Genomic DNA, 26,633 nt, shown 5'->3' on the forward strand with positions numbered 1-26,633 from the left:
AATGGAAATAGACCAACTTTAGTAGCATAGGCGGCTTAAAGAGTCAAGGAAACTGGGGGTTTCAGCGCACTGCCGAGTCAAGAAAGGCGCGAAGTTTGCCTCAGCTTGACATTTGTTGCGGCATGATAAATAGTGAGCCACGTCGGCACACATTAAACGATCCCGTACTACTAGAGAGACCTCCCGTGCCACTGCTGACAGAGTTCAAACATCGCTTCGGCAGGTACGCGCTCAGCGTCGTTGAGTGGATCGTCGCTTTCAAGCGCTCGACCGAACGCCTGCTGCCGGGGACCTGGCGCATCAAGCCGGAAGGGAACATCGCCCTCGAGCGGCTCACCGACCGGTTCCCCCGCTACCTTTGCGCTCCCCAGGGGGGCGTCGCCTGCGGCGAGGGGTGGTACCCGGTCGTGTGGGACCTCTGCACGGCGATCGAGGCGCTGGAACACCTGGGGATGCCGCGGGTAACCGGGGTGCACGCCGAGGAGCGCCTGGGTGGGCTCTTCCTGCGCGCCGCTTCCAGCTCGTTCATCGTAAGGGAGCTGACCCGTGAAGCCGAACTGAAAGCGGCGGCGACCTGCGAGGAGTGCGGCAACCCGGGATCGCTCAAGATCGGGCACGGGTTCGCCAAGACGCTCTGCAGCGAACATGGCAGCGCCCGGCAGCGCCCCCGCCAACGTACATCCACCCCTTCCGCCAATCTCAGCACTACCCCGAAGCTCGTCTTCCTGGACACCGAATTCACCGACCTCGAGTACCCGCAGTTGATCAGCATCGGCCTCGTTTCCGACAGCGGTGAGCGCTTCTATGCCGAACTCAGCAACGGCTGGAGCCCGGAAGGTTGTTCGGCGTTCGTGCGCGAGCACATCCTCCCGCAGCTTACTGCCGGGGAGTTCCTCCAGGAGCGTTTCTTCGCCGGGCGCCGCCTGGCCGACTGGCTCGCCGAATTCGGCCAACCGGTGCGTGTGGTGACCGACGCCCCGGGGTACGACTGGGTGCTTATGGCCGACCTGTTGGAAGGGAACCTGCCGGAAAACCTCCATTCAGAGCCGCTCGCCTTTTACTGCGAGAGCTTCCCCGAGCTGGTCCCGCTGCTGCAGGAGGCCCGTCAGAAGGCCTTCGCCGATGCGCCGGCACACCACGCGCTGAACGACGCCGAGGCGCTGAGAGAGGCCTGGGAGGTGATGACCAGCAACCTGCACCCCGCCATCCTGGACCAGTACCTGCGGCTGTAAGCCTCCAGCTATTCTCCGGCATAACTCCCCCTTCCCAATTTTTTCTTTCCTCTGCTCTTGAAAAACCTCTCCCCCGTGATTAGCTTCTCCTCCGGCTTACTACAACCTCACAAAGGAGACCATACCGAATGGGCAAAACCACCAAGAAGTTCGAGACCGAGGTCCAGCAGCTTTTGGACCTGGTGATCCACTCCCTCTACTCCAACAAGGAGATCTTTCTCAGGGAGCTGATTTCCAACGCCTCCGACGCAATCGACAAGGTGCGCTTCGAGTCTCACTCCAACATGGAACTTCTCGAGGGGAACGCTGACTGGAAGATCAAGCTCTACGCCGACAAGGAAGCCGGCACCCTCACCATCAGCGATAACGGCATCGGCATGAACATGGACGAGGTGGCCGAGAACATCGGCACCATCGCCAAGTCGGGCACCAAGAACTTCATGGCGAGCCTCAAGGAGAAAAACCTGGCCGACAACCCGGAGCTGATCGGCCAGTTCGGCGTCGGCTTCTACGCCTCCTTCATGGTGGCCGACAAGGTGATCCTCACTACCCGCAAGGCCGGGGAAAAGCAGTTCGGCTGCCGCTGGGAATCGACCGGCGACGGCAGCTACACCATCGAGGAGTGCGAGAAGGAGACCCGCGGCACCGACATCGTCCTGCACCTGAAGGATGAGATGAAGGAGTTCCTCGAAGAGTGGCGCATCCGCGCCATCGTCAAGAAGTACTCGGACTACGTGCAGTACCCGGTCGTCATGGACGTGACCCGCTCCGAGCCGGTGAAGGATCAGGACGGCAAGGTGATCGAGGGGGGCGGCACCATCGACACCACCACCGAGGAGACCTTGAACTCGATGAAGGCGATCTGGACCCGCCCGAAGAGCGAGATCACCGAGGAGGAGTACGAGGAGTTCTACAAGCACATCTCGCACGACTACGACAAGCCGCTCTCCACCATCCACTACTCCGCGGAAGGGGTGAGCGAGTTCAAGGCGATCGTCTACCTCCCTTCGCACAAGCCCTACGACCTGTTCCTGCGCGACCACAAAAAGGGGGTGCACCTCTACGTGAAGCGGGTCTACATCACCGACAACTGCGAGGCGCTCTTGCCGGACTACCTGCGCTTCATCAAGGGGGTGGTGGACTCCAGCGACCTGCCGCTCAACGTCTCCCGTGAGATCCTCCAGGAAGACGTGCAGATCAAGCGCATCCAGAAGAGCCTGGTCGGCAAGATCCTCTCCACCCTCGCGGAGATGAAGGAGAAGGACTTCGACACCTACCTGAAGTTCTACGAAGAGTTCGGCCCGGTCCTCAAAGAGGGAGTCCACTTCGACTTCGCCAACCGGGAGAAGATCCAGGACCTGCTCCTCTACGAGAGCTCCAAGACCGAGAACGGCAAGTACGTGTCGCTCAAGGAGTACGTCGAAAGGATGCCCGAGGCCCAGAAGGAGATCTACTTCATCACCGGCATGTCGCGCGCTTCGGTGGAGAACTCCCCCTACATGGAGGTCTTCCGCAAGAAGGACTTCGAGGTCCTCTACATGACCGACCCGGTGGACGAGTGGGTGGTCCAGGCGATCCACCAGTACCAGGAGAAGCACCTGAAGGCGATCGACCGCGGCGACCTGGAGCTGGAGAGCGAGGAGGAGAAGAAGGAGGCCGAGGCCAAGAAGGAAGAGGCGAAGAAGGAGTACGCCGGGGTGATCTCCTTCATTCAGGACACCCTGAAGGAGCAGGTGAAAGAGGTGCGGCTCTCCTCGCGTCTCACCGAGAGCGCCTGCTGCCTGGTGGCCGAGGAGATGGGGCTCAACGCCAACATGGAGAAGATCCTCAAGTCGATGAACCAGGAGGTCCCCGAGGCCAAGCGCATCCTCGAGCTCAACCCGGATCACCAGATCATGCAGGTGATGACCAGCATGTACGACCAGGACAAGGCAAACCCGAAACTGGCCGACTACTGCGAGCTTCTCTTCGACCAGGCCCTGCTGACCGAGGGGAGCCCGATCAAGAACCCGCTGCGCTTCGCCAAGCTGGTGAGCGAGCTGATGGTGGTCGGCGGCAGGTAGGCCGCACGACATGCAGGCAAGAAAAGGGCGGCTCTCACATGGGAGCCGCCCTTTTGCGTTTCAGCGGAAAAGCCAAGAAAGTCTTGAGACTGGGTCCCCTCTCCCCCTGCGGGAGAGAGACAGGGTGAGGGGGAAGGCGCCACTACACCGGAGATGGCAGCTTCACCCACCCCCCTGCCCCCTCCCGTCAAGGGAGGGGGAGAGAGCGACTGAAGCCTTACCTGTTTCAGCTCCCCCTACCCCGACAGCACCTCGGAGAGCTTCTGGCTCATCTCGGTCACCTTGTACGGCTTCTGGATCACACCGGCCAGCCCCTGCCCCTGGAACTTCCGGGCGACCTCCTGCTCATGGTAGCCGCTGGAGATCACCACCCGCACCTGGGGATCGATAAGTTTGAGTTCCTGGAAGGTCTGCTCCCCATCCAAAGCCGGCATGGTCAGGTCGAGCAGCACGCAGACGATCCGTTCCCGATTCTCGGCATACACCCGCACCGCCTCCCGCCCATCGCAGGCAGTCAGTACCTCGAAGCCGAGCGCCAAAAGCATCTCCCGCCCAAGCTTGCGGATGGTCTCCTCGTCGTCCACCAACAGGACGGTCCCCCTCCCCTTCCAGAGTGCAGCAGGAACGGCTGCATCCGAGACAGGCGCCATTTCCGCCCCCTCGCGGACCGGCAACAGCACGGTAAAGGTGGTCCCGCTCCCGGGCACGCTGCGCACCTTGATGGCACCCTGGTGTCCGCGCACGATGCCGAGCACCGCAGCCATTCCCAGACCGCGGCCGGTGAACTTGGTGGTGAAGAAGGGATCGAAGATCCTGGAGATGATCTCGGGCCTGATGCCGCACCCGCTGTCGGAGACCTCGACGCTTACGTAGCTCCCTTCGGGGAGCCCGTCGTCGATGCAGGAGTCCGCCAGGTAGGCGCGGTCGCACTGTCTGAGACCGGTAGCCACCACGATGAGCCCGCGATCCTCACCGATGGCCTCCGAGGCGTTCAGCACGAGGTTCAGGATCACCTGGCGCAGCTGGGTCGCGTCGGCGTTGACCGCCGGGAGCCGGTCGGCGAACTGGTAGCGCAAGACCACCTTCTTGGAGATGGAGACCCCGAGCATGTGGGCCATCTCCTCCACCACCCCGTTCACGTCGAGCTTCTCGATCACGAAGCGCCCCTTCCCTGAGTAGGCCAGCATCTGCTTGGCCAGGTCGGCGGCGCGTCCGGCCGCCACCTCGATCTGCCGGAGGTTTTCCCGTGCCGGCGAATCGGCGGGGAGGCGCATCTGGGCCAGGTCGGCGTTTCCCAAAACCACCATGAGTATGTTGTTGAAGTCGTGCGCGATGCCGCCGGCCAGCACCCCCAGGCTCTCCAGCTTCTGGACGTGCAGCATCTGCGCCTCGATCAGCTTGTTCTCCTGCTCCAGCCGCTTCTTCTCCGAGATGTCGATGCCGACGAACATGAGGTGCGGTTTACCCGCGACGTCGCAGCGGGACAGGAAGCAGTCCATATCGATGCGCTTGTTGAAGGATGAACGGATGGTGGCGTCGGTGTGCCGGGTCTGGCCGTCCGCCAACACCGCCTCGGCCATCCGGTCGAGGCCGGCCGCGCGCCAGGAAGAAAGCTCCCTCAGGTTCTGCCGACACAGATCTTCTATGCTGCCGCCGATCAGGTTCGAGGCGGCCCGGTTCGCCATGACACAGCTGCCGCTCTCACCGTCGTAGACGAGGATGGCCGCGGGCGAGGCGCTCAAAAGCGATTCCGAGAAGGCCAGGGCCTGGTTGCGGGATTCCTCGGCCTCGCGGCGCCCGGTGATGTCCTCCGTGACCCCGAGCACCCCGTAGACGCTGCCGTTTTCGTCGCACAGCGGGATCTTGGTGGTGTCCATCCAGTGCACGCCATCTGCCTTAGGCAGCTGTGCTAAGGCGTGGTACTGGGGGCGGTTATTCTCCATGACGTCGCGGTCCGCGGCACGATAGCCGTGCACGTCGGGCCAGCTCAGGTCGAAGTCTGTTTTGCCGAGCACCGCTTCCGGGCTTGCGAGACCGGCCAGTTGCGCAAAACGGGCGTTGCACCCAAGGTACACGCTGTCGCGGTTTTTCCAGAAAACCGATTGCGGGATGGTATCGATCACCTGCGCGAGCATGTTGCTCCCTTCGCGCAGGCGCTGTTCGGCCAACTCGCGCTCGCGCAGTTCGGTGGTCAGTTGCTGGTTCGCCTGGTACAGCTCGGCGGTACGCTGGGCCACCCGCTGTTCGAGTTCCTGCTTGGAGTGCAAAAGCGCGGCCTCGGCCTCGCGGTCCTGCAACCAGCGCTGGTAGACCAGGCGCGAGACCAGGGCGCTTGCCGCCAGGAAGAGGAGGACCATCACGGAGAGTTTGACGAGATCGCGCCACCACTGCGCCAGGAAGTCCTTGGCGGCAAGGCCGACGATGATGTAGAGGGGATGCTGGCCGACCTTGTGGAAGGTCACCATCTTGGCGACGTTATCCCAGCCGGTTTTCGTGAAGAAGGTCCCGCCGGTCTTGCCGGAAGCCACCAGCCGGCTCAGTTCGGGGGACATGGACTTCTTGCCGACCACGCTGGCGAAATCGCCCGACCAGGGGTGGCGCACGATGGTGGCCATGTCCGCGTCGCGCAGGCTGATGCCTCCCCCATTCCCAATCTTCATCCTGGAGAAGATCTTCAGGATCTCCTCGAGGGGGAGGGTGCAGCAGACGATCCCCGCAAAGGAGCCGTCGGGGGCGGAAACCCGGCGCGCCAGGATGAGCGCCCACTTCCCGGTAAAGCGCCCCACCACCGGCTTGGAGATGACCAGCCCTAGCTTCGGGTTGTCACGCAACTGCGTGAAGTAGTCCCGGTCGGCAAGGCTCACGCCGGGGACGGTGGCCTCGGTGCCGTAGTGGACGATCCCCTGGGCATCGGCGACCCGCATGCTCCCCATCTCGCCCAGGCGCCCCTTCTGGCGCACCATGAACTCGGAGAGACTGGCGGCATCGAGCCCCCCATGGGCGCGCTGCCGGTAGATCTCGTCGGTCACCGACAAGACCGCCAGGTCCGCCTGGTCGATGAGGCCAGCGAGTGTGGAATCGAGCGCGAGGGAGAGGTTCTGGGTCTGCACCGCCACCCGCTCGCAGTACTGCGCCCGGCTCTGCTGCAGCGAAAAGGCCGCCAGGGCGACCAGGCACAGATCGACCAGCAGCACCAGCGCCACCAGCCGGAGCAGAAACTTCCGGGTACTTCTCCTATCGACAGTCTCCAGCATCATCAGGCGGCGAAATCCTCGACAAAAGCCCTAATCGGGCGTAATCACGGGCGAAACTCACCCCGCAGCCGAGGTTCAGGCTCCTCATCGGCGCGGGCAGGATTTTCATGAGGGATATGTGCACTCTCCACCGGGCTCTGCGCAACCGGGTTTCCGGGGAGCGGCCGGCGACCGACGGGATCAGCACCGGCGGCGCGGCAGGCAAGGCAAACGCGGGGAATTAGGCGATCTTGCCGTAGAGGCTTTCGCTGCTTTGGAAGGCGCGCTGCACGCGGGTCAGCAGGCCGATCTCCTTCACCGGCTTCAGCACGAAGTCGAAGAACCCCTTTTCCAGGGCCTCCTTCTCCTCATCCGGTGTGGCGGCAGCAGTCATGAGGATTACCGGCATGTAGCGGAATTCGGGGATGTTACGGATGGCGAACAGGAATTCGTACCCGCCGAGCTTCGGCATGACCTTGTCGGTGATGACCAGCTTCGGCTTCAGGGTGAAGATCTTGCTGAAGGCGTCCATGCCGTCGATGGCAGTCTCCACCGTGTACCCTTTGCGGGTCAGGGTCTTGGCCACCATCTCGCGCACCAGGAGGTCGTCCTCGACGAGCAGGATGGTCTTCAGGTTCGGCTCGCCCATCACCTGCCCCAGGTAGTGACGGGCGATGGCGCGGTTTATCTCGGAGCGGGTGGCGACGTAGAGGATGATTTTCAGGTTGTTCTGGGCGGCGATGTCCTGGAGGACATCTTCGATGGTCGGGTCGGCTACGGCAACAGCGAGCCGGTCGCCGTCCATCTTGAGCGGGAAGATGGTGTGTTTGACCGCGGCCTCCAGGGGGATGAGGCGCAACAGATTGCCAGGATAGGAAAATTTGGCGAAGTCGGCGATCTTGCGGCAACGGTACTGGGTGGCAAGGGCCTCGGCCAGTTCGTCGGGGGTGATAAGGCCGATGACCTCGAGGAGCTCGCCCAACCGGATATGCTTCTGCCGGGCGTGCGCGATCAGGCGCTGCACCGAAACCTCGGTGAGCAGGCCGCGCTCCACGAAGATCTGCCCCAGAGGTTTGCGCGGCTGCCCCTGGTTTGCTACGGGAATAGTGGTAATTTCGGCGCTCATGCCCTTCTCCTGCTGCATACTGGCCGCCGTGACTCGGCGCTGCCTACCTGACACATCGGCAGCAAACGGAAATAATGAACCGACAATTTCCTGACGCTGCGATTTTTTATAATGAGAGGGTTCGCTGCGTAAGTCAAGCAAATTGGAAAGGGTGGTCGCCACACGCGCCGGGCTCAGGAAATAAGCGGAACCTCTCAGGTATTACGGGCGGATGGGAGCATCAGGCAGTTCATTTTTGTCGTCGGCGCGGCGCGGAAAGTGGCGCGCCAGTTCGGCGCCGCAGGCGGCCACGACGCTGCACAGGCTTTCGGCCGCGCGCCCGGCCCGGATGCCGCGTGCCAGCTCGTCGGCGAGGGTCTGCCAGGAGCCGGGGGGGATCTTGCGGTCGATGCCGCGATCCCCGAGGATCCAGACCTTGTGTTCGAGGCGGGAGATAAAGATGAGGATGCCGGTCTCTTCGCGGGTCCGGTAGAGGCCGTGTTCGTAGAAGGCCCGCACGGCCCGCTCGCGCACCGCCTCCTCCTGACGGCGCCCACCCACAAACGAGAGTTTCAGGTGCGGCACCAGGCGGAAAAGCCCCAGCACGGGGAAAAACAAGAGGCAGACGACCGGGATGTAGGTCCAGATGGTGACGTGGTGCGACCAGATGCTGATAGCGATGGCGACAAAGCCGGAGAGCAGCAGCGCACCCAGAAGTTCCGCCTCGCGGTAGCGGTCGCTCTCCTCAACCACCATGGTGGCGATCTCGCCGGAGGATTGGGATTCAGCCCGGGCCACCGCCTGCTCGATCCGCTTTAGTTCGTCGTCGTTGAAAAAGGGAGTCTTTGCCGCTGCCATGGCTCCTCCTACCAGTCGCCGGAGGCGCCGCCGCCACCGAAACTGCCACCACCGCCGGAGAACCCTCCGCCGCCGAAGCCGCCACCCCCAAAAACGCCGCCGAAGCCTCCACCGAAACCACCGAAGAAGGGACCACCGAAACCGCCCCGCCCGCCGGTTCCAAAGAGGAAGGAGAGCAAGAGCCCGGCCAGGAAGCCGAGTGCGGCCAGGCCTGCGAGGGCAAAAAGCGGCAGCCCCGCAAAGGAGAGCGACGCGGCTATCGGCAGGCCGATGGCTCCTGCCAGCCCCCCCAGCAGCCGCGAGATCCCCCCCAAAAAGACGCTGGCGACCAGGACGAAGACGAGCAGCGTGAAGATCGGGTTGGCGCCGCGCTTGCCGTGCCGCAGATCGCTCGGCTGCGCCTGGTATTCGCCGCGCACCGTCGCCATGATGGCGTGCGCCCCGGCCAGGGTCCCGCCGTCGAAGTCCCCCCGCTTGAAGGCGGGGGAGATCTCGTTGCGCACGATGCGCCCCGAGACGAGGTCGGTGAGTTTCCCCTCCAGCCCACGCCCCACCTCGATGCGCACCTTGTGCTCCTTGGCCGCCACCAGCAGCAGGGCGCCGTTGTCCTTCCCTTTCTGGCCGATCTGCCACGCTTCCACGACCTTGATGGAGTACTCCTCGAGGTTTTCACCTTCCAGCGAGGGGATGGTGAGCACCGCGATCTGGGTGGAGTCGCTGGCCTCGAAGGCGGTAAGCTCCTGTTCCAACTGGGCAGTCGCCCGCGGCGAGAGCAGGTGCGCGTAGTCGTTTACGTGCGCGCGCAGCTGCGGCACCTGTGCCGCCTGGACCGGCACCACGAAGAGCAGCAGGAGTATGGGGAGGAGCAGAAACTTCCTCATGGCGAATCCTTAACGGCTTTAACGGATTTAACGGCCGTTCTACGTTCTAGGTTCTAGGTTAAAGACTAGAACCATACGGCCATACTGGAGTCGCTGCTTCAGAGGTGCTCAACTTAGAACGTACAACGTAGAACATAGAACCTAGAACGGATTTTAGAACTTGATCTTCGGCGCCTGCTTGGCCCCTTCTTCCGCCTTGAACGGTTCCTTGCGCGACAGGTGCAAGAGCAGCGAGTTGGTGAGCGAGTTCGGGAAGGTCCGGATGCTCACGTTGAAATCCTGGACCGCCTGGTTGTAGCGCACCCGCGCCACGTTGATCCGGTTCTCGGTCCCCTCCAGCTGGTTTTGCAGATCCATGAAGTTCTGGTTCGCCTTCAGGTCAGGATAGCGCTCCACGACGACCATGAGCCGGGAAAGCGCGCCGGAGAGCTGGGATTGCGCCTGCTGGAACTGCTGCAGCGCCTGGGGGTTGTTGATGGCATCCTTGCCTGCCTGAATGGAACCCACCTTGGCGCGCGCCTCGGTCACCGCAGTGAGCGTTTCCTGCTCGTGCTTGGCATACCCCTTCACCACCTCGACCAGGTTCGGGATCAGGTCGGCACGGCGCTGGTAGGCGGCCTCGACGTCCCCCCAGGAGGCGAGCACCGCCTCTTCCTTGGCCTGCATGGTGTTGTAGCCGCAGCCGGAGATGCCGACCGCCAGGAAAATACCGAGCAGAAGTCCTGCGAATTTTCTTGCCAGATTGAGCATGGGTTTCCCTCCTGATAGTTCACGACTGAGCCAATGATAATCACGACATCGGCCAATGTCATCCCCTTAGTACCATGAAATGTCTTTATTCAGAAGAAATAGTTGGAGCGATCGGCAAGCGAGCGGTAGGCCAGCAGGAACAGGGCCGCGTTCCAGGACTGGCGCACCATCCCCTGGGGCGCTCCGGTCTGCCCCTGCAGCCACTCGTTGAACTCCCAGTGGTTCAGCCGGTTTGCCTCGGCCAAGCGCGCAAGTTCGCGCCAGGCCAGCTCTTCCCGCCCCAGGCGCCCGAGCAGCATGACCCAGAAGCCCCCCACGAAGGGCCAGATGCCGCCGTTGTGGTACTGCCAGGGGAGGTTCTGCCGGTGCCGCTGCATGTAGAGGCGCCACAGGGGGTGGCTGGGCTCGATCGGGTAGCCCACCACCCGCAGCGGGTGCGGCTCGTTTGCCTTGAGCGCCACCAGGGCGTCGACCGCCCTACCCGCCTCGGACGGCTCGCTCACCCGCACCAGGTGGGCGAGGACGTTGCCGAAGACGTCGAGTTCCTCGCCCCAGCTGGAGAAGTTGACGAAGCTTAGGTAAAACGGGGTCGGCTTGCAGCGGTTGCGGATGTAGTGCATGAGCAGCCGCACCCGCCGCTGCTCGGGGACGGCGCTGCCGAAGGGGAAGAAGAGAAGTTTGAGGTAATCGCGGGTCTCTTGCCGGGTGGGGATCTCGTAGAGCCGTTTGACCCAGTACCACAGGGCGTTGGTGTACAGGACGAACCCGGAGCGCGGCATGATGTCGGCCCAGTCGCTCGCCTCGTTTTGCTGCAAGAGGTACCAGCGCTGGTGCTCCTGGCACTTCAGCCACTCGAGCGCCTTGAGGGCCTTGGGGGTGAGCTCGGGGCCGAGCCGGCTCGGGTACATCCGCTCCAGCACGTGCAGCGCGATGAGCCACCAGAGCGTCGCGTCGATGCAGCCGGTGTACCAGAAATCTGCCTCGTCGAGCTCAGGCTTCACGAACTTGGGGATCTGCCCGTTGCCAGCCTGGTGGCGCGCCAGGGTGCGCAGCCCCTCCCGGGCGCACTCGACCAGGTCCTGTTCGCCCGAAGCCGCCATCCCGAGCGCGCAGATGGAGGCGTCGCGCCCGAAGATGCTGGTGTAGGCGCGGCCGGCAGCCTTCGGGTTGGGTGCCGAGGCCAGCACCCCCTTGGGCGTTGCGTTGCCGCGCAGCACCGCGAGCGACCTGCGGTAGCACTCCTCCAGTAGTTCCCTGCCCATAACACCACCCTTTAAAGGTAGCCAAGCTTGAATCCACAAGGAGACATCCTATCACAGCACGGAAGAGTGGGCGAGCCCCCCTCCCTGTCCCTCTCCAGCAAAGGGAGAGGGGACCCAGTTGGACGGCATCCCCGGGTGCGGGGAAGCACAAAGAAAAAGGCAGGTGCTCAACGAGCACCTGCCTTGGGATGGCATTGTATAACAACCGGAACGAATCGTATCAGGCGCGACGCCCGGATCTCTTCTTCTTGGCGGCGTTGGCCGTTTTCCCTGCGGCGCTGCGGGCGGCGGCCGTCTTGGCGGTGCGGGAGGCCCGGCTCACGGCAGCGCTGCGCACTCCGCGTCGCCCGCTGCGGGCCAGGATCCGGTCGCTCTTGCAGGCGCGCTTGCTGCGCCCGAAATACTTCCCGCGGCCGGAGGACGAAGCCATCTTCACCAGGCGCGGCGCCGACTGCATGGCGCGGGTCACCTCGTGCAAGACGTCGGTAGTAAGGCTCGCCAACTGGAGCGCGCCGCCACCGCCTGCCCTATAGGTGGCGGCGGCAACCGTAGAGACATCACGGCGCAGTTGGTTGAAGGCGTGCGTGTTGTGGTAGTCGATCCGGTTGGTCAGCAGGATCACGAACAGGTCCTGCTTGGGATCGATCCAGATTGAGGAGCCGCTGTAGCCGGTGTGACCGAAGGAACCCTGGGAAAAGAGGCTCCCGCGCGGCGCGGAATACGGCGAGCTGATGTCCCAACCCAGGCCGCGCAACACGGAACCGTTGTTGGCAAGGTACGGGGAGGTCATCTGCGCTACCACCTGCTCGGAGAGGACGCGGCGCTCGTCAAGCATCCCCCCGCCCAGCATCATCCTGGCAAAACGGGAGAGGTCGAGGGCGGTGCTGAACAGACCGGCGTGGCCGGCCACCCCGCCCAGGCGCCGAGCGTTCGGGTCCTGCACGTTGCCGGCGCCCCCGCCCGAGGTCGGCGCGATGCTGGCCGCGAGGGACTTCGGGGGGAGGAACATGGTGTTGGCCGCACTGAGCGGTCCGTAGATCTGCTCCTGGCAGAACTGGTTGAGCGGCTCGCCGGAAACGCGGTGCACCAGTTCGCCCAACAGGATGAAGTTGATGTCGGCGTAGTGGAACCGGCTGTTCGGGCGGGCGCGGAACTTCTGGGCCGCCGCCTTGTGCACGGCGCTCTCCATCGGCTGGTCCGGGCTCACCCCGAAGTCGTCGAGACCGGAGGTGTGGGTGAGCAGGCTCAGCACGGTGAGTTCCTCGTGCCCCGGGTTGGCGAACTCGGGGAACCAGCGCGAGATCGGATCGGAAAGGGCGACCTTCCCCTGGTCCAACAGTTTCATCACGGCCGGCGCGGTGGCGATCACCTTGGTGAGCGAGGCCAGGTCGAAGATGGTGCGGTCGTCGATGGCGGGTGCGCCGGGGGCGCCGGAGATCTTGCCCCGTGCCACGCTGGAGAGCACGCCGCTGCGGTTACCGACCAGCGCCACCCCCCCGTCGATGAGCCGGTAGGAAATGGCGCGTTCCAAAAGCCGCTCGATGCTGAAGGGGAGGCTGCCGGTCGCGGAGGGCTCGCCCACCTTGCCGGAACCGGGGAGGCTGGAGTTGTCGAAATGGAGGGGATCCAAGGCGCGGCCTGCTGCGTCACCCTCGGCTTCGGCGTCTGCCCTGCTGCCGTCGATGGTGACCGTGACCGCCTCGTCACTGTGGTCGATGGTGATGGCACTGCCGGATTCGGTCCGCCCGTGGCTCAGGGTGTGAGCCGGCGAAGTGCGATCCAGGGCGGCGACCTGTGGCGCCCCCGTGGCAGTTCCCGAGGCGAGACAACAGGTGGCGACCAGCACCTGACACAACACGAGTATCGAACTAAAAGTAAGGCGCACAGAGTACCTATGAGATCGGGCGAGCAAACAGTGGTCGGAACCCTCGAACGAGGGGAGAAAACAGCAAAAAGAATAACCGCTAACGGTACAGCCAGTAACGAGACACTGGGGTAAGTATCGGCACCATACCGGAAAAATGAAGAAGTTTCTGTGACTAGCATCACCAATAACGGTGACCGTGGCGATTCGGAAGGTTGCGGGACCGTGATTTCCCAGAGCAGGCGCCCTGAGCAGGCGCTCAGCCAAACGTCCGTAGTGTAACGGAACTTCCCTTAAAAGTGCAAGAGAAGAAAACTCATGAAGCCGTGCCGGATGCCGGCGATCCCGCAGAAGGCAAGGGCTGGTACAGGCCGGACGGCGTAGTGGCCCTCAAGCTGGCGCGCAGCAAGTGCAGGTGCGCCAGGGAAAAAGATGAGATGCGCCGGGCCCCTGCTGCCTTTCCCAGGCGGGCCTGCCCGGGGAGCGGTCCCGGACGCTGCCGGCCGTTGACGTTAGTCAGTTTTAATATACCCTTATCCGGGATCGAAACCTGTTACAGCTCACCCGACCACCGGCCACCAACCCGCGGACCACGCGGTACCGCCCCCGGACTCGACAACGTGAAAACTTCCGACAAGCATCTGGCAGTCAAGGGGATCGGGTACGCCACCGCGGCGAAGCTGATCACCTACCTGTTCTCCGCCGTCTCCAGCGTGGTTTTGGGGAGGTGCCTGCTCGCCCATGATTACGGGATCGCGAGCTTCGCCTTCATGTTCGTCGCCTTCATGGAGAAGTTCGCCGATATCGGCATCGGCAGCGCCCTCATCCAGCGCGACCGGCTGGACGAGGAGATCATCGATACCGCCTTCACCCTCAAGTTCGTGATCGGCAGCCTCATCGCCGTGGTCACCATCTCGGCATCGAGCGCCGTCGAGTACCTGATGCCCAACGGAAACGCGTCGCGCGCCGTGCAGATGCTCGCCCTCTCCTTTCTCTTCAACAACATCTACTTCCTCCCCAATGCCCTGCTCAGCCGCGACATGGACTTCAAGAGGATCTCCCTGGCCGAGACCGGCGTCAATTTCGTCAACTCTGCCGTCTCCATCGTCATGGCGCTTTCAGGGTTCGGCTACTGGAGCATCATCGCGGCCTACCTCGCCTCGAGCTTCCTGGGGGCCCTGGTGCAGAGCCTCTTGAGGCCGGTACGGGTGAGCTTCCGGATGAATCGCGCCATTGCCCACGAACTGGTGAACTTCGGCGGCTACCTGTTCCTCACCGGGCTCTTCGCCTTCCTGATCGCAAACCTCGCCAATTTCATCATCGGCTCGGTCAAGGGCGCCGCACAACTGGGCTACTTCACCATCGCCTTCACCTGGGGCTCCATGATCTGCCTCATCATGTACTCGATCGTCTTGCGGGTGACCTTCCCCTTGATGGCGAAGCTGCAAAGCGACCTCGAGGAGCTGAAGAACTCGTACCTGAAGACCGTCGAGTACTCGGGATACGCCATCGTGCTCGCCAACTGCGTCCTGTTCGTGGTCTCCCGGGAGTTCCTGGTCCTCGTGCTGGGGCACGGCAGCGGGAAGTGGCTGCCGGCCCTGACCGCCCTGCGCATCATCTGCGTCTACGGCGTCATCCGCGGACTCTTGGAGCCGGTCGGCCAGGTCATGGTCGCCCTGGGAGCCACCCGGGTGCTCTTCAAGGCGAACCTGATCGCCTGCCTGGTCGGCCTTGTCACCATCTACCCCGCGCTGGTCCACTTCGGCATCGAGGGGGTGGCCTGGTCGGTGACGCTTTCCTACCTCTCCCAGTACTTCACCTTCTACCGCTTCCTCAAACTCAACCTGAAGATCGTGCCGGCGGAACTCTGGAACGCGGTCAAACCATCCCTGCTGGCGGCCGTCCCGGTGCTCCTTGTGTTCGCCGCCTTCTCCGGGACGAGCGCCGAAAACCTCCCCTTGCTTCTCGGTAAGGCACTGCTGGCCGGCGCCATCTACCTGGTGACGCTTGGACTCGTCACCCGCTGGGAGCTCCTGCAGGTGGTCCGCGCCTACCTCGTCGAGCGGAAAAAGCTGGGCCAAGCGACCTGAACACCGTGACTCCCGGTTACGGCGCGTTTTACCAGCGCCGGCGCACAAAAAAGGGCGGCCCATTTCGGGACCGCCCTTGGTGTTTCCGGTGTGCCGGTTCGGCGTTTACGCCCTACTTCTTCATCGCAGGAAGGTCATGCACGTCGAGGTGGCAGGTGAGGCATTTCGGGAAGCGATCCAGGATGTTCTTCGGATGCGGAGCCTTGTGGCACTCGGTGCACTGCGGGATGTAGCCGTGCTTGTCCTTGTGGCAGGTGGCGCAGTTCACCTTGGCGTGGCGGCTCGGGGTCGCCTTCCACTTGTTGAAGATCTGGGTGTGGCAGGAACCGCAGGTGGCTGCCGGCTCGGTGCTCTGGTAGGTCACCTGCTTCGGACGGTGCACCGGGTGGCACTTCAAGCAGGTGGAGTACTCCTGGCCCTGGAAGTGCGGCTTGTGGCACTCGGCGCAGGACGGCTTGTAGCCGTGCTTGGTGTGGTGGCACTTGTCGCAGGAGAAGCTGCCGTGCTTGCTCGGGAACTTGACAATCTCTTGCTTCTCTTCCGCGTGGCAGGTGGCGCAGGAGTTGGTCAGGCGCGGGGTGGTCGCCACGACGCGCGGGGTGTGCGGGTTGGTGTGGCAGGAGGAGCAGTCCTTGTTGGCCGGGCCGTGGATGTCCGTGTGGCAGGAAGCGCACTTGGGCATCAGCTCGTCGTAGTTGGCCTTCTTCGGGTTGTAGGCGTGGAAGGACTTGTGGCAGTCCTGGCAGGCGAAGCGGTGCTTGCCCCCCTTCTCCTTCAGGTTCCCGAACTGGGCGTTGTGGCACTGGGCACACTGGGCGGGGGCGAGCGGTGCCGGAGCCGTGGCGTACATCTCGGTGTTCACCGGTATTTCGACGGTGGCAACCTTGGCCGCAAAGGACGTGGCAGCCACGAGCAGCAGGGCAACCACTAACAGGGACAGACGCCCCAGCGCGAGACACTCTCTCTTCTTCATCTCTCCTCCAGATTTATTACAGAATTCATTCCAACTCGATTGGTCTTAATACTACCTAACCGAAGCTTCTGTCAAGAGAGATGTGTAAACTTAAAGGCGGTTTAGGTCTTCGTGGGGCTCGTCGGAAGGGTTGATATGGATCATCACGTCCCCCACATTCGAGAAGCGCTCGAAGATGCGCTCCTTGACGCGGGTCGCGATGTCGTGGGAGCGCTTGACGGTCATCTCGGGATCCATGTCGAGCTTCAAATCGACGATGAGGAACTGCCCAGAGCGGCGCGCCCTGATCTCGTGCACCCGGTCCACCCCCTCGGTCGCCGCGGCGAGCGCCGCGATCTCGGCGACCTCCTCGGTCGCGGGCTGGCCGTCCATCAGTTCGTGCGCCGAGATCCGGAACCCCTGGAAGCCGATGTGCAGGATGAAGAACGAGGTGAGCCCGGCGGCGATGGGGTCCATGATCCCGACCCCGAAGAAGGCCCCCCCCACGCCGACCAGGGTGGCGATCGAGGTGAGGGCATCCTTGCGATGGTCCTTGGCGATGGCCAAAAGCGCCGGGCTCCCCAGCGCGCCGCCGACCTGCACGGAGTAGCGGTAGAGCGCCTCCTTGATGACGATGGTGAGGGCGGCGGCGATAACCGCGATCAGCCGGGGATCCTGGTACCTGGCGTCCAGGATGGTGTGCGCCGCGCCGTAGAGGATCCAAAGGCCGGTGGCGCAGATGATGACCGCAACAAAGACCGCGGCCAGGCTCTCCACCTTGCCGTGGCCGTAGGGGTGGTCGGCGTCGAAGGGCTTGCGCCCCATCTTGAGCGCGACGAGGGTGAGCACGATCCCGACGAAGTCGCAGGCGCTCTCCACGCCGTCGGCGAAGACCGCCTCGGAACGGCCGAAGTGGCCGGCGGCCAGTTTCAGCACCATGAGCCAGGCGTTGATCCAGAAACCGATCTTGATGACCCGGTCCGCCCTGTTGAAGCGCTCCCCTCTCTGCACGAATCAACCCTCCAGGCGCAGATCCTTGACGGTGAGCTGCAGCGAGCTCTTCCCGTTCCAGACGTTGATCCCCGGCGTACACAAAAGATCCACCCGCCCCCCGGTCACCTCTTTTTCGGCAAGGCCAAAGCCGATGGCGTCGAAACTCCGCCCCCCGAGGGAGATCTGGAGCTTTAGGTGCCCACCCTTGAGCACCCGGCTGGAAGAGACCGCGGCACCGCGCACCAAGAAGAGCGGCTCAGGGTTCGCCATGCCGAAGGGGCGCATCCGCTCCAGTTCCTCGACCAGCGACTCGGTGATCTCGCCGGCGCCGATCTCGGCATCGTAGGAGATGCAGGGGACCAGGGCGTCACCGTCGAGCACGCTCGAGGCGGCCTCGTCGAACTTAAGCGCGAAGCGCTCCAGCTCCTCCTGGGCGATGGAGAGCCCGGCGGCATGGCTGTGGCCGCCGTAGCGCAACAGGTGCCCCGCACAGCTCTTGATGGCGTCCAAAAGGTGAAACCGGGAGATGCTGCGCCCCGAACCGCGCCCGGTGCCGTCCTCAAAGGCGAACAGGATCACCGGACGGTGGAAAAGCTCGGCGATGCGCGAGGCGACGATGCCGATGACCCCGGGGTGCCAGAGTTCCGAGCCGAGCACGATGCTCTTTCTCCCCCGGCAGGCCCCCTCGTCGAGCATGCTGCGCGCCTCCTCCAGGGTGGCCCGCTCCAGGGCCTGGCGCTCTGCGTTCGCCTCGTCGAGCGCCCGCGCGATCTCGCGCGCCCGGACAGGGTCCTCGGTGAGCAGAAGCTCCAGCCCGAGCGCGGCGTCCTCGAGCCGCCCGGCCGCGTTGATGCGCGGTGCGAGCCGGAAGCCGACCGCGCCGCACCCCACCTCGCCGGTAACCCCGGCGACCTCTTTGAGCGCCTGGATCCCCGGGCGGTTCGCGGTCCCCAGCTGCTTCAGGCCGTAGCTTGCCAGGATTCGGTTCACCCCGAGGAGCGGGACCACGTCGGCGATGGTGCCGAGAGCCACCAGGTCGAGGTAGTCGCGCAGGTCGGGCTGGCCGGCGCCGAAGCGGCCGGCGGCACGCAGCCGCGCCCTGAGGGCGATCAGCAGGTGGAAGGCGACCCCTACCCCGGCCAGCGACTTGAAGGGGTAGCGGCAATCCGGCAAAAGCGGGTTCACGATGGCAAAGGCGTCGGGGAGCCGCTCCGGCGGCGAGTGGTGGTCGGTTACGATGAGGTCGATCCCGAGCTCGCGGCAAAGCTCGGCCTCGGCCAGCGCCGTGATGCCGCAATCAACGGTGATGAGGATCCGCGCCCCCCGGTCGCAGGCGGCGCGCACCCCCTGCTCGGAGAGGCCGTACCCCTCGGAGAGCCGCTTCGGGATGTAGTGGAAACAGTCGATCCCCACGCTGCGGAAAAAGGAGATGAGCAGCGCGGTCGAGGTGACGCCGTCCACGTCGTAGTCGCCGTGCACGCAGACCCGCTCGCCGCGCTCGAGGGCCGACTCGAGGCGCTCGGCGCTCTCGGCCACCCCTTTGAGGAGCTGGGGGTCGTGCAGGTTATTGAGGGTGGGGCTTAGATAGCTGCCGGCGGCGTCGGGATCGCCGATACCGCGGTTGGCGATGAGGCGCGCGGTAAGTGGGGCGAACCCCGCGCGGGAGAGCGCCTCAAGTGCGGCGGGGTCGGCCTCGCGCTCGCGCCAGGTGCGTTGGGTGATAGGTTGCATCAAGCCCTCGAAATCATGGAAGTACAGTCGTTCACGGGATCGGAAGCCCCCGACCCCGAGCAATAATACCACCTCGGGCCGGGGTTCCTAAGGGAAAAATCGGGCAAGGAGGGAAGCTGTCGGAGCTGGGGCGGCAGTTGTGCCAGGTTCAGCCACAAAAAAAGAACCCGCCGGAGCGGGTTCTTTTGGTCACTGCATAAGGTTCAGCCTGCTACTTCATGCCGGCCATGTCGGCCTTGATCTGCTGGGCCGTCGGGCTCGTGGAGTCGAACTGGAGGTACTTGGTCCAGATCTCCCGCGCCTTTTCCGGCTGCTTCAGGTCCTGGAAGTAGACGACCCCCAGGTTGTAGAGGCTCTGCAGGTGCTTCGGGTCCTTCTGCTGTGCCTTCTCGAAGTTGGCGATCGCCTTGTCGTACCACCCCACCTTGCGGTACATGATCCCCTGATCGGTGAGGACGTTCACGTTGTTGGGCTCGATTTCCAGCACCTTCGAGTAGGCGTTGATCGCCTTCTGGGCCTGGTCGGTATCGAAGTAGTCGTTGCCGAGCTGGGCCCAGACCTGGGCGTTCTTCGGATCCCGCGCCACGATCTTCTCGGCCTCGGCGATGCGCCGCTGGTAGTCGGTCGGGGTGCCGGCGCCCTGCGGCACGGCGACGTTGGCAGGAAGGTCCTTGTTGCCAGCGATGTTGAAGATCAGGTATCCGCCCAGCAGACCCACGATCAGTGCTACCACTACGGTGAGGACGTTCTCCTTGTTCAACTTGAGGCCTCCTTTATGCCTTAACTTCAGCCGGATTTTTTTCCCAAAGAGCCACGATCGGGCTCGCCACGAAGATCGAGGAGTAGGTACCGACCAGCACGCCGACCACCAGGGCGAAGGCGAAGTCGTGGATCACCTCGCCGCCGAAGGCGAACAGCGAGCAGGAGGCGAGGAAGGTGGTGAGCGAGGTCACGATGGTACGGGAGAGCACCTCGTTGATGGAGCGGTTGAAGATCGGGATGACCGGATCTTTCAGGCTCTTGTGCAGGTTTTCCCTGATGCGGTCGAAGACGACGACGGTGTCGGTGAGCGAGTAACCGGCGATGGTCAGGACGGCGGTGACCAAAAGGAGGTTCACCTCCTTGTGCATCAGGTAGAAGACCGCGATGATGGCCAGGACGTCGTGCAAGGTGGCGAGCACGGCACCCACGCCGAACTTGAAGTCGAAGCGCCAGGCGATGTAGAGCACGATCCCCAGGAGCGAGAGCGCTACCGCCATCAGAGTGTCGCTCTTCAGCTTCTCACCGATGGAAGGGCCGATCTCGGTGGAGCTCTCCACCACGAAGGGGTTCGAGGCGAACTCTTTTTTCAAGGCGTCCTGGACGTGGTCGGCAACCTTCACGTCACCGGTGGAGCTCTTGCGCATCTTGATCAGGAGCTTGTTGCCGTCGGTGATCTCCTGCAGGTCGACTTCCTTGATCCCCTCGCGGGCCAGGGCGTCGCGGGCGGCCTGGGTGGTGACCGGCTGGGTGAACTTGAGCTGCATCGAGGTACCGCCGGAGAAGTCGATACCCATGTTGGCGACGCCGCGGCTGATCTGGATGATCCCGATGATGCCGATGATGGATATGATGCCGGAGATGATGAAGGAGATCTTCCTCATCCCGATGAAATCTATGTTGGTTTTTCCCAGAAGTTCCATTGTCTCCCCCTTCCTTAAATGCTGAGTCTCTTCACGTGGACGCGATCAAGGAAGGCATCGAAGAGCACCCTCGTAGCCAACAGCGACGTGAACAGGTTGATGATGATACCAAGGCTCAAGGAAACGGCGAAGCCCTTGACCGGACCGGTGCCGAACTGGAACAGCACGGCCGCGGTGATGAGCGCCGTCACGTGCGAGTCCATGATGGTCAAGAACGCCTTGTCGTAGCCGGCGTCGAGCGCCGCGTGCGGCGTCTTGCCGAGCCTCAGCTCTTCGCGGATCCTCTCGAAGATGAGCACGTTGGAGTCGACGGACATACCGACCAAGAGGACGATAGCGGCGATGCCGGGGAGCGTAAGGGTAGCGCCCAGGGCGGCCAGGGCACCCATCAGGTAGACGATGTTGAGGACCATGCCGAGGTTCGCGACCATGCCGGAGATCTTGTAGTAGATCCCCATGAAGATTACGACCAGGACCACGCCGATGAGACCGGCTACGAGCCCCTTCTTGATGGAATCGGCACCCAGGGAAGGTCCGACGGTGACGTTCTGCAGGATCTTGACCGGAGCCGGCAGCGAACCGGCGCGCAGGACGATGGCGAGGTCGGAGGCGTCCTTCTCGGTGAAGGAGCCGGAGATCTGCGCGGAACCGCCCGAGATCCTCTCGCGGATCACCGGAGCGGAGTAGACGTTGCTGTCCAGGACGATGGCGAAGCGCTTGCCCACGTTGGCGGCGGTCACCTGGTCGAAGAGGCGGGCACCGGTCGAGTTGAATTCGATCCCCACGTAGGGCTGGTTGTACTGCGAGTCGATGCGCACCTGGGCGTCGGTCAGAAGCTCGCCGGTGATCATCGCCTTCTTCTTCACCACGAGCGGGGTCTCGGAGACGGCGCCGGTCTGCGGGTCGGTGCGCTTCTCGAAGAGGAGCTCGTCGTCCTCGGGGATGCTCCCGGGGCTCGCGGTGGCGGCGTTCACGTTCTCGTCCACGAGCTTGAACTCGAGGCGGGCGGTCTTGCCGATCAGCTCGATGGCGCGCTTGGGATCCTTGATGCCGGGGAGCTGCACCACGATGTGGTTGATCCCCTCGCGGGCGATGATCGGCTCGGAGACGCCGAACTGGTCGATCCTGTTGCGGATGGTCTCCAGCGCCTGGGCAACGGCGCGGTCCTTGCGCACCTGGGCCTCTTTCTCGTTCACCCTCAGCTGCAGGTTCACGAAGCCACCCTCGTCGACCAGCGGCAGGGTCTCGAGGTCCGGGTACTTCTTCTTGACCAGCTTGACCACCTCGTCGGCGGAGCCGCGATCGTACAGGGTAAGCTGCACCTTGTCGCCGCCCAGCTTCCCGATCTTCTTGAAGCGGAGGTTCTTCTGGGTGAGCGAGTCCTCAAGATCGGTGGCGATCAGGTCCAGCGAGCCTTCCACCGCCTTCTGGGTCTCCACCTCCATCACCAGATGAGTACCCCCCTGCAGGTCGAGACCCAGGTGGATCTTGTCCTTGGGGAGCACACCGCCCCACCAGGAGGGGAGCGACGAAACCAGCGTCGGCGTCAGGTAAACCGCCGAGGCGACAATGAACAGTACAATCAGTGTGATGCGCCAGGTATAACCCTTGCTCATGAGAAGCTCCTTTTCAGGGATAAAAAATCGATGCTAGTCCTGCTTGACCGAGGCGATGAACCCCTTGTTGTACTTGACGTTGACGCCCGGTGCGATCTCCAGCATCACCGACTGGTCGTCGATGGAGGTGATCTTGCCGTGCATGCCGCCTGCGGTCACTACCTGGTCTCCCTTTTTGAGGGCGTCGAGCAGGGTACGGTGCTCCTTCGCCTTCTTCTGCTGGGGACGGATGAGCAGGAAGTAAAAGATGGCGAACATCAAGATGAGGGGGATCATCCCCTGGAACTGGGCCATCATGCCACCGCCGGCAGCACCGGCTGCGGGGGCCCCTTCTGCAAACGCCAAAGAAAACATGTTGTTACCTCCTGTTTTGGTTTCCCGTTAGTGCATTGAAAAATATGTCGCGATCCGGCTTGCAGCTGCAGGTGTGCGTTTTAAGCTGTGAGTCCTCCCTCCCCCCTGGCGGGGGAGGGTCGGGGTGAGGGGGAAGCTGAACACTGACGGTTCCGCCGCTGGCTCCTTCACCCACCCCCCTACCCCCGCCCGTCAAGGGAGGGGGAAAGGTGAGACGTGCTTCTACGAGATAGCGACGGGTCCCTGCCCCTACCCGAATACCGGCTCCGCCATCGCGCGTTTCGCGTAGAACTCCTTGCGAAACTGGGCGAAGCGCCCTTGGGCGATGGCCCGCCTCACCTCCCCCATCAGGTTCAGGTAGAAGTGCAGGTTGTGCCAGGTGTTGAGCCGGGAGGCGAGGATCTCCTGGCTGCGGTAGAGGTGCCTCAAATAGGCCCTCGAGTAGTTGCGGCAGACGTAGCAGTCGCAGGCCGCATCGATCGCCCCCTCGTCCTCGGCGTAGATCGCCGCCTTGATGTTGATCCGCCCGGTCGAGGTGAAGAGCGCGCCGTTACGGGCGTTTCGCGTGGGCATCACGCAGTCGAACATGTCGAAGCCGGCGTTCACCCCTTCGATCAAGTCCTCGGGCGCCCCGATCCCCATGATGTAGCGCGGGCCGTTCTCGGGGAGGATGTCGGAGCAGGCCTGCATCATGTCGTACATGATCTCGCGCTCCTCGCCAACCGAGAGCCCACCAAGGGCGTAGCCGTCGAAGCCGATGTCGATGATCTGCCGGGCGCTCTCGCGCCGAAGTTCCGGATGCATCCCCCCCTGGACGATGCCGAAGAGCGCCTGGTCGGGGCGCCGGTGCGCCTCCTTGCAGCGCCTGGCCCAGCGGGTGGTGAGCTCGAGCGACTTCTTCACGTAGTCGTACTCGGCCGGGTACGGCGGGCACTCGTCGAAGCACATGGCGATGTCCGAGCCCAAGGCCTCCTGGATGGCCACCGAGACCTCCGGGGAGATGAAGTGCTTCGAGCCGTCGATGTGGGAGCGGAACTGCACCCCCTCTTCGCTTATCTTGCGCAGCTCGCCCAGCGAGAAGACCTGGAACCCGCCCGAGTCGGTGAGGATCGGCCGGTCCCAGTGCATGAAGCGGTGCAGCCCACCCATCCGCGCCACCAGGTCGTGCCCCGGGCGCAGGTAGAGATGGTAGGTGTTCGCCAGGATGATCTGGGAGCCTACCTCGACCAGTTCCTCCGGGGTCATCGCCTTCACCGTCGCCTGGGTGCCGACCGGCATGAAGATCGGGGTCTCGATCTTGCCGTGGGTGGTTGTCAGAGAGCCTAAACGGGCCTGGGAACCCGGATCTTTCGCGATAAGTTCAAACGTAAGAGCAGACAAACGCACTTCCCGTACTACGTAGTTGTTGGTGTCGGCGCAGCTGCCGGTTTGCGGCACAGGGCCGCACTATATAACGGGCGGCTCACACCGTGTCAATGCTGTAGACAGGACGATTCCGACAGGTTAAAGCCCTGCCCTCTCCCGTCGTTTCGCTAAACCTGCCGAAAGCCGCCTGTTTTCCCGGAGCGGCCCGAAGCGGAACCCGCCCCCGCCTCACCCGATGAACATGGCGTCGCCGTAACTGAAGAAGCGAAAGCGCCGCTCCACCGCTTCGCGGTAGGCGTTCAGCATGCGCTCCTTGCCGGCAAAGGCGCACACTAACATAAACAGGGTGGATTTGGGGAGATGAAAATTCGTTATCAGTGCATCGACGACCCGAAACCGGTAGCCGGGGAGGATGAAGATATCGGCTTCACGCTCGCCCGCCTCGAGTTCGCCCGAGGCCGCCGCATGCTCCAGCGCGCGGAGCGCCGTGGTCCCCAGGGCGATCACCCGCCCGCCCCGCTCCCGACAGCGCCGGATGGCCGCAGCGGTCTTTTCGGGGATCCGGTACCACTCGCGGTGCATGGTGTGCTGGGAAAGGTCCTCGACCCGGACCGGCATGAAGGTCCCCAGCCCCACGTGCAGGGTGAGCGGCTCGATCTCGGCACCGGCGGCGCGGATCTGGTCCAAAAGCTCGGGGGTGAAGTGCAGGCCCGCGGTGGGTGCGGCAACGGCCCCCTTTTCCCGGGCGAACACGGTCTGGTAACGCTCGCGGTCCTCCCCCTTGGGCTCACGCTTTATGTAGGGGGGAAGCGGCAGGCGCCCCACCGCGTCGAGCCACCCCCAGAAGTCGTCGGTCCCGGTGAACCGGACCCGCCACTCGCCGTCGCCGCGCTCGAGGACGCTCGCCTTAACCCCCTCTTCCATGAGGATGCGGCAGCCGGCTCCGGGGCTCTTGGAGGCCTTCACCAGGCAGCTCCAGACCTCCCCGTCCCCAGGAACCCGGCGCACCAGGAAGATCTCCACGGCGCCGCCGGTCTCCTTGCGCCCGAAGAGCCGGGCCGGGATCACCCGGGTGTCGTTCACGACCAGAAGGTCGCCCGGGCGGATCAGGGAGGCGATGGAGGCGATTCCAAGCTCGCTCACGGCGCCGCTGGCGCGGCTGACGGCCAAAAGCCGCGAAGCGTCGCGGCGCTCGGCCGGATGCTGGGCGATGAGCTCGGGGGGGAGGTGGTAGTCGAAATCGGAGAGCAGCACTAGCGAGCGTCCCCCTTCGTGAGCGTCACGCCGGGGTAGTAGTAGGAGAGGATTTCGCGGTAGTTGAATCCGTCGCCGGCACGCTGCTTGGCGCCCCACTGGCAAAGGCCGACACCGTGGCCGCTCCCTACCCCGCTCACCAGGATATCGTCGCCGAAGCTTCTGATCTCGAAGTTGGTGCTCTTCACTGCGCCGTACCCGAGCGCCTTGCGAAAGGCGACGCCCGGGACCGCGACCCGGCCCCGCGCCGCGTAGGCGGCCACTTCCTGGACCCGGCCGCTGTCGTTGCGCCCGTTCACCCGCAGCTCCCTCAGTCCGGCGACCTGGTACCCCGCCGCGCGCAGAGCCGCCTCGGCCTTTTTCAGGGTGAGGTTCAGCTCCCAGCGCACCGGGTTGGCCTGTTGGCAGTATTGGCAGGGGACGCCGCGCAGGTAGGGGATCGCAAGCCCCCAGACCCGCTCCGAGGACTCGGTGTGGCCGGCGCAGTTGGAATGGTAGAAGGCCTGGATCACCTTCCCGTCGTAGGTCAAAAGCTCGCCGGCGGTCTCAGCCACCCCGCGCGCCGCCCGGCTGTCCTCGAGGTCGCACCCCTCGTAGACCTGGTCCATCACGGTCGATTCCAGCTGGTAGGGGGCGCCGCGACGCGCCTGTTTCTGGTAGACGGCGTAGGTGCGGGCGATCACCGCCTGCGCCTTGATCGCCTCCATGGGCCAGGCCGAAGAGATCTCGCAGTTGATGAGCCCCACCAGGTACTCTTCCAGGGGGAGCTCGTTTACCACCAAAAGGCCGCGCTCGCCCGGCGTCACCTCGAGGAGCCCGCGGTACCCCTTGCCGTTCACCGTGACCCGTGCCGGCGCCGAAGCGATCAGCCCGGGAAGGCTTTTGCCGTTCACCAGGATGCCGTCCCTACTCCGCTTCACCTCGAGCGGCATCTCCAGCCTGAGCGGGTACCCCTTGCTGTCGGTCAAAAGGATGCCGGTGCCGTCGATGCGCAGGGTCTCGACCCCCTTGACGAGTGCTACCCTGACGGTCTCCGGCCTAAGCGCCGCTGAACTTCCGGCGGCAACCAGACACAAAACCAGTATGAGAAACAACCTGAAACAGTTCATCGATCCCGCGTGCACCAGTTTCCTTCCTTAAAGCCTCAACTATAAACCATGGAACAGCGTGCAAAGTCAATAATTTTATCATTCTAACTTCGCGCAAAACCGTGTATTATTGGCAAGTCTATTGCTTGAGCTCTCATTAGAATATCGCGGCCCGCGACTGCGCATCCCCCCGAAGGGAGCCGGGGGCCGCGCAAATCCCGCACCGCCGCCGAACCACGGGAAAACGCGCCGTTTGGGCG

Annotated in this window: 20 protein-coding genes; 3 read left to right on the forward strand and 17 right to left on the reverse strand. The window is 63.7% G+C overall.

Going from position 1 to position 26,633, the window contains the following annotated elements; translation table 11 throughout:
- Nucleotides 1-185 precede the first annotated feature (185 nt).
- Both GMST_RS13310 and htpG read left to right on the forward strand, forming a co-directional pair.
- Entirely contained in the window at nt 186-1,232 is a 1,047-nt protein-coding gene (locus GMST_RS13310) for a 3'-5' exonuclease family protein (RefSeq protein WP_183355170.1), read from the forward strand.
- 128 nt (nt 1,233-1,360) lie between these two features.
- The gene (htpG, locus tag GMST_RS13315) at nt 1,361-3,295 is read left to right on the forward strand and encodes a molecular chaperone HtpG (RefSeq protein ID WP_183355171.1); all 1,935 of its coding nucleotides are present in this window, start codon (nt 1,361-1,363) and stop codon (nt 3,293-3,295) included.
- A gap of 236 nt (nt 3,296-3,531) precedes the next feature.
- Here htpG and GMST_RS13320 read toward each other — a convergent pair whose 3' ends face one another.
- The 7 genes from GMST_RS13320 to GMST_RS13350 form a co-directional block, all read right to left on the reverse strand.
- The gene (locus GMST_RS13320) at nt 3,532-6,552 is read right to left on the reverse strand and encodes a PAS domain-containing protein (RefSeq protein ID WP_183355172.1); all 3,021 of its coding nucleotides are present in this window, start codon (nt 6,550-6,552) and stop codon (nt 3,532-3,534) included.
- 217 nt (nt 6,553-6,769) lie between these two features.
- On the reverse strand, nt 6,770-7,654 hold the full coding sequence (locus GMST_RS13325) for a response regulator (RefSeq protein WP_183355173.1): 885 nt from the start codon (nt 7,652-7,654) through the stop codon (nt 6,770-6,772).
- A 201-nt stretch (nt 7,655-7,855) separates the two neighbouring features.
- Nucleotides 7,856-8,491 (reverse strand): TPM domain-containing protein, encoded by a 636-nt coding sequence (locus GMST_RS13330; protein ID WP_183355174.1) that lies wholly within the window; start codon nt 8,489-8,491, stop codon nt 7,856-7,858.
- Nucleotides 8,492-8,499: 8 nt separating this feature from the next.
- Complete coding sequence (locus GMST_RS13335) at nt 8,500-9,372, reverse strand: TPM domain-containing protein (RefSeq protein WP_183355175.1); 873 nt, start codon at nt 9,370-9,372, stop codon at nt 8,500-8,502.
- 153 nt (nt 9,373-9,525) lie between these two features.
- On the reverse strand, nt 9,526-10,122 hold the full coding sequence (locus GMST_RS13340; RefSeq protein ID WP_183355176.1) for a LemA family protein: 597 nt from the start codon (nt 10,120-10,122) through the stop codon (nt 9,526-9,528).
- Between the two features lie 89 nt (nt 10,123-10,211).
- Nucleotides 10,212-11,384 (reverse strand): amylo-alpha-1,6-glucosidase, encoded by a 1,173-nt coding sequence (locus GMST_RS13345; protein WP_183355177.1) that lies wholly within the window; start codon nt 11,382-11,384, stop codon nt 10,212-10,214.
- A gap of 220 nt (nt 11,385-11,604) precedes the next feature.
- On the reverse strand, nt 11,605-13,242 hold the full coding sequence (locus GMST_RS13350; protein WP_246399594.1) for a serine hydrolase domain-containing protein: 1,638 nt from the start codon (nt 13,240-13,242) through the stop codon (nt 11,605-11,607).
- 626 nt (nt 13,243-13,868) lie between these two features.
- Here GMST_RS13350 and GMST_RS13355 point away from each other — a divergent pair.
- Entirely contained in the window at nt 13,869-15,338 is a 1,470-nt protein-coding gene (locus GMST_RS13355) for a lipopolysaccharide biosynthesis protein (protein ID WP_183355178.1), read from the forward strand.
- A 112-nt stretch (nt 15,339-15,450) separates the two neighbouring features.
- On the opposite strand, the gene GMST_RS13360 is transcribed toward GMST_RS13355, so the two are convergent.
- The 10 genes from GMST_RS13360 to GMST_RS13405 all read right to left on the reverse strand — a co-directional run bounded on the left by GMST_RS13360 (nt 15,451) and on the right by GMST_RS13405 (nt 26,394).
- Nucleotides 15,451-16,311, reverse strand: coding sequence for a cytochrome c3 family protein (locus GMST_RS13360; protein WP_183355179.1), 861 nt, complete (start codon nt 16,309-16,311; stop codon nt 15,451-15,453).
- 90 nt (nt 16,312-16,401) lie between these two features.
- Nucleotides 16,402-17,301, reverse strand: coding sequence for a cation diffusion facilitator family transporter (locus GMST_RS13365; protein WP_183355180.1), 900 nt, complete (start codon nt 17,299-17,301; stop codon nt 16,402-16,404).
- 3 nt (nt 17,302-17,304) lie between these two features.
- Nucleotides 17,305-19,014, reverse strand: a complete 1,710-nt coding sequence (recJ, locus tag GMST_RS13370) for a single-stranded-DNA-specific exonuclease RecJ (protein WP_183355181.1) — start codon at nt 19,012-19,014, stop codon at nt 17,305-17,307.
- A gap of 211 nt (nt 19,015-19,225) precedes the next feature.
- Nucleotides 19,226-19,774, reverse strand: coding sequence for a tetratricopeptide repeat protein (locus GMST_RS13375; RefSeq protein ID WP_183355182.1), 549 nt, complete (start codon nt 19,772-19,774; stop codon nt 19,226-19,228).
- 13 nt (nt 19,775-19,787) lie between these two features.
- On the reverse strand, nt 19,788-20,696 hold the full coding sequence (gene secF / locus GMST_RS13380; protein ID WP_183355183.1) for a protein translocase subunit SecF: 909 nt from the start codon (nt 20,694-20,696) through the stop codon (nt 19,788-19,790).
- A 14-nt stretch (nt 20,697-20,710) separates the two neighbouring features.
- Nucleotides 20,711-22,312, reverse strand: a complete 1,602-nt coding sequence (gene secD / locus GMST_RS13385; protein WP_183355184.1) for a protein translocase subunit SecD — start codon at nt 22,310-22,312, stop codon at nt 20,711-20,713.
- Nucleotides 22,313-22,345: 33 nt separating this feature from the next.
- Nucleotides 22,346-22,666 carry a preprotein translocase subunit YajC gene (gene yajC / locus GMST_RS13390; RefSeq protein ID WP_183355185.1) on the reverse strand — a complete coding sequence of 107 codons (321 nt, stop codon included), beginning with the start codon at nt 22,664-22,666 and terminating at the stop codon, nt 22,346-22,348.
- Between the two features lie 249 nt (nt 22,667-22,915).
- On the reverse strand, nt 22,916-24,046 hold the full coding sequence (gene tgt, locus GMST_RS13395) for a tRNA guanosine(34) transglycosylase Tgt (RefSeq protein WP_183355186.1): 1,131 nt from the start codon (nt 24,044-24,046) through the stop codon (nt 22,916-22,918).
- Between the two features lie 213 nt (nt 24,047-24,259).
- Nucleotides 24,260-25,285 (reverse strand): tRNA preQ1(34) S-adenosylmethionine ribosyltransferase-isomerase QueA, encoded by a 1,026-nt coding sequence (gene queA, locus GMST_RS13400; RefSeq protein WP_183355187.1) that lies wholly within the window; start codon nt 25,283-25,285, stop codon nt 24,260-24,262.
- On the reverse strand, nt 25,285-26,394 hold the full coding sequence (locus GMST_RS13405; RefSeq protein ID WP_183355188.1) for a SpoIID/LytB domain-containing protein: 1,110 nt from the start codon (nt 26,392-26,394) through the stop codon (nt 25,285-25,287). The genes queA and GMST_RS13405 overlap by 1 nt, the downstream gene beginning before the upstream one ends.
- Nucleotides 26,395-26,633: the final 239 nt, after the last annotated feature.

Source organism: Geomonas silvestris, from assembly GCF_014193515.1.
Taxonomy (GTDB): Bacteria; Desulfobacterota; Desulfuromonadia; order Geobacterales; family Geobacteraceae; genus Geomonas; species Geomonas silvestris.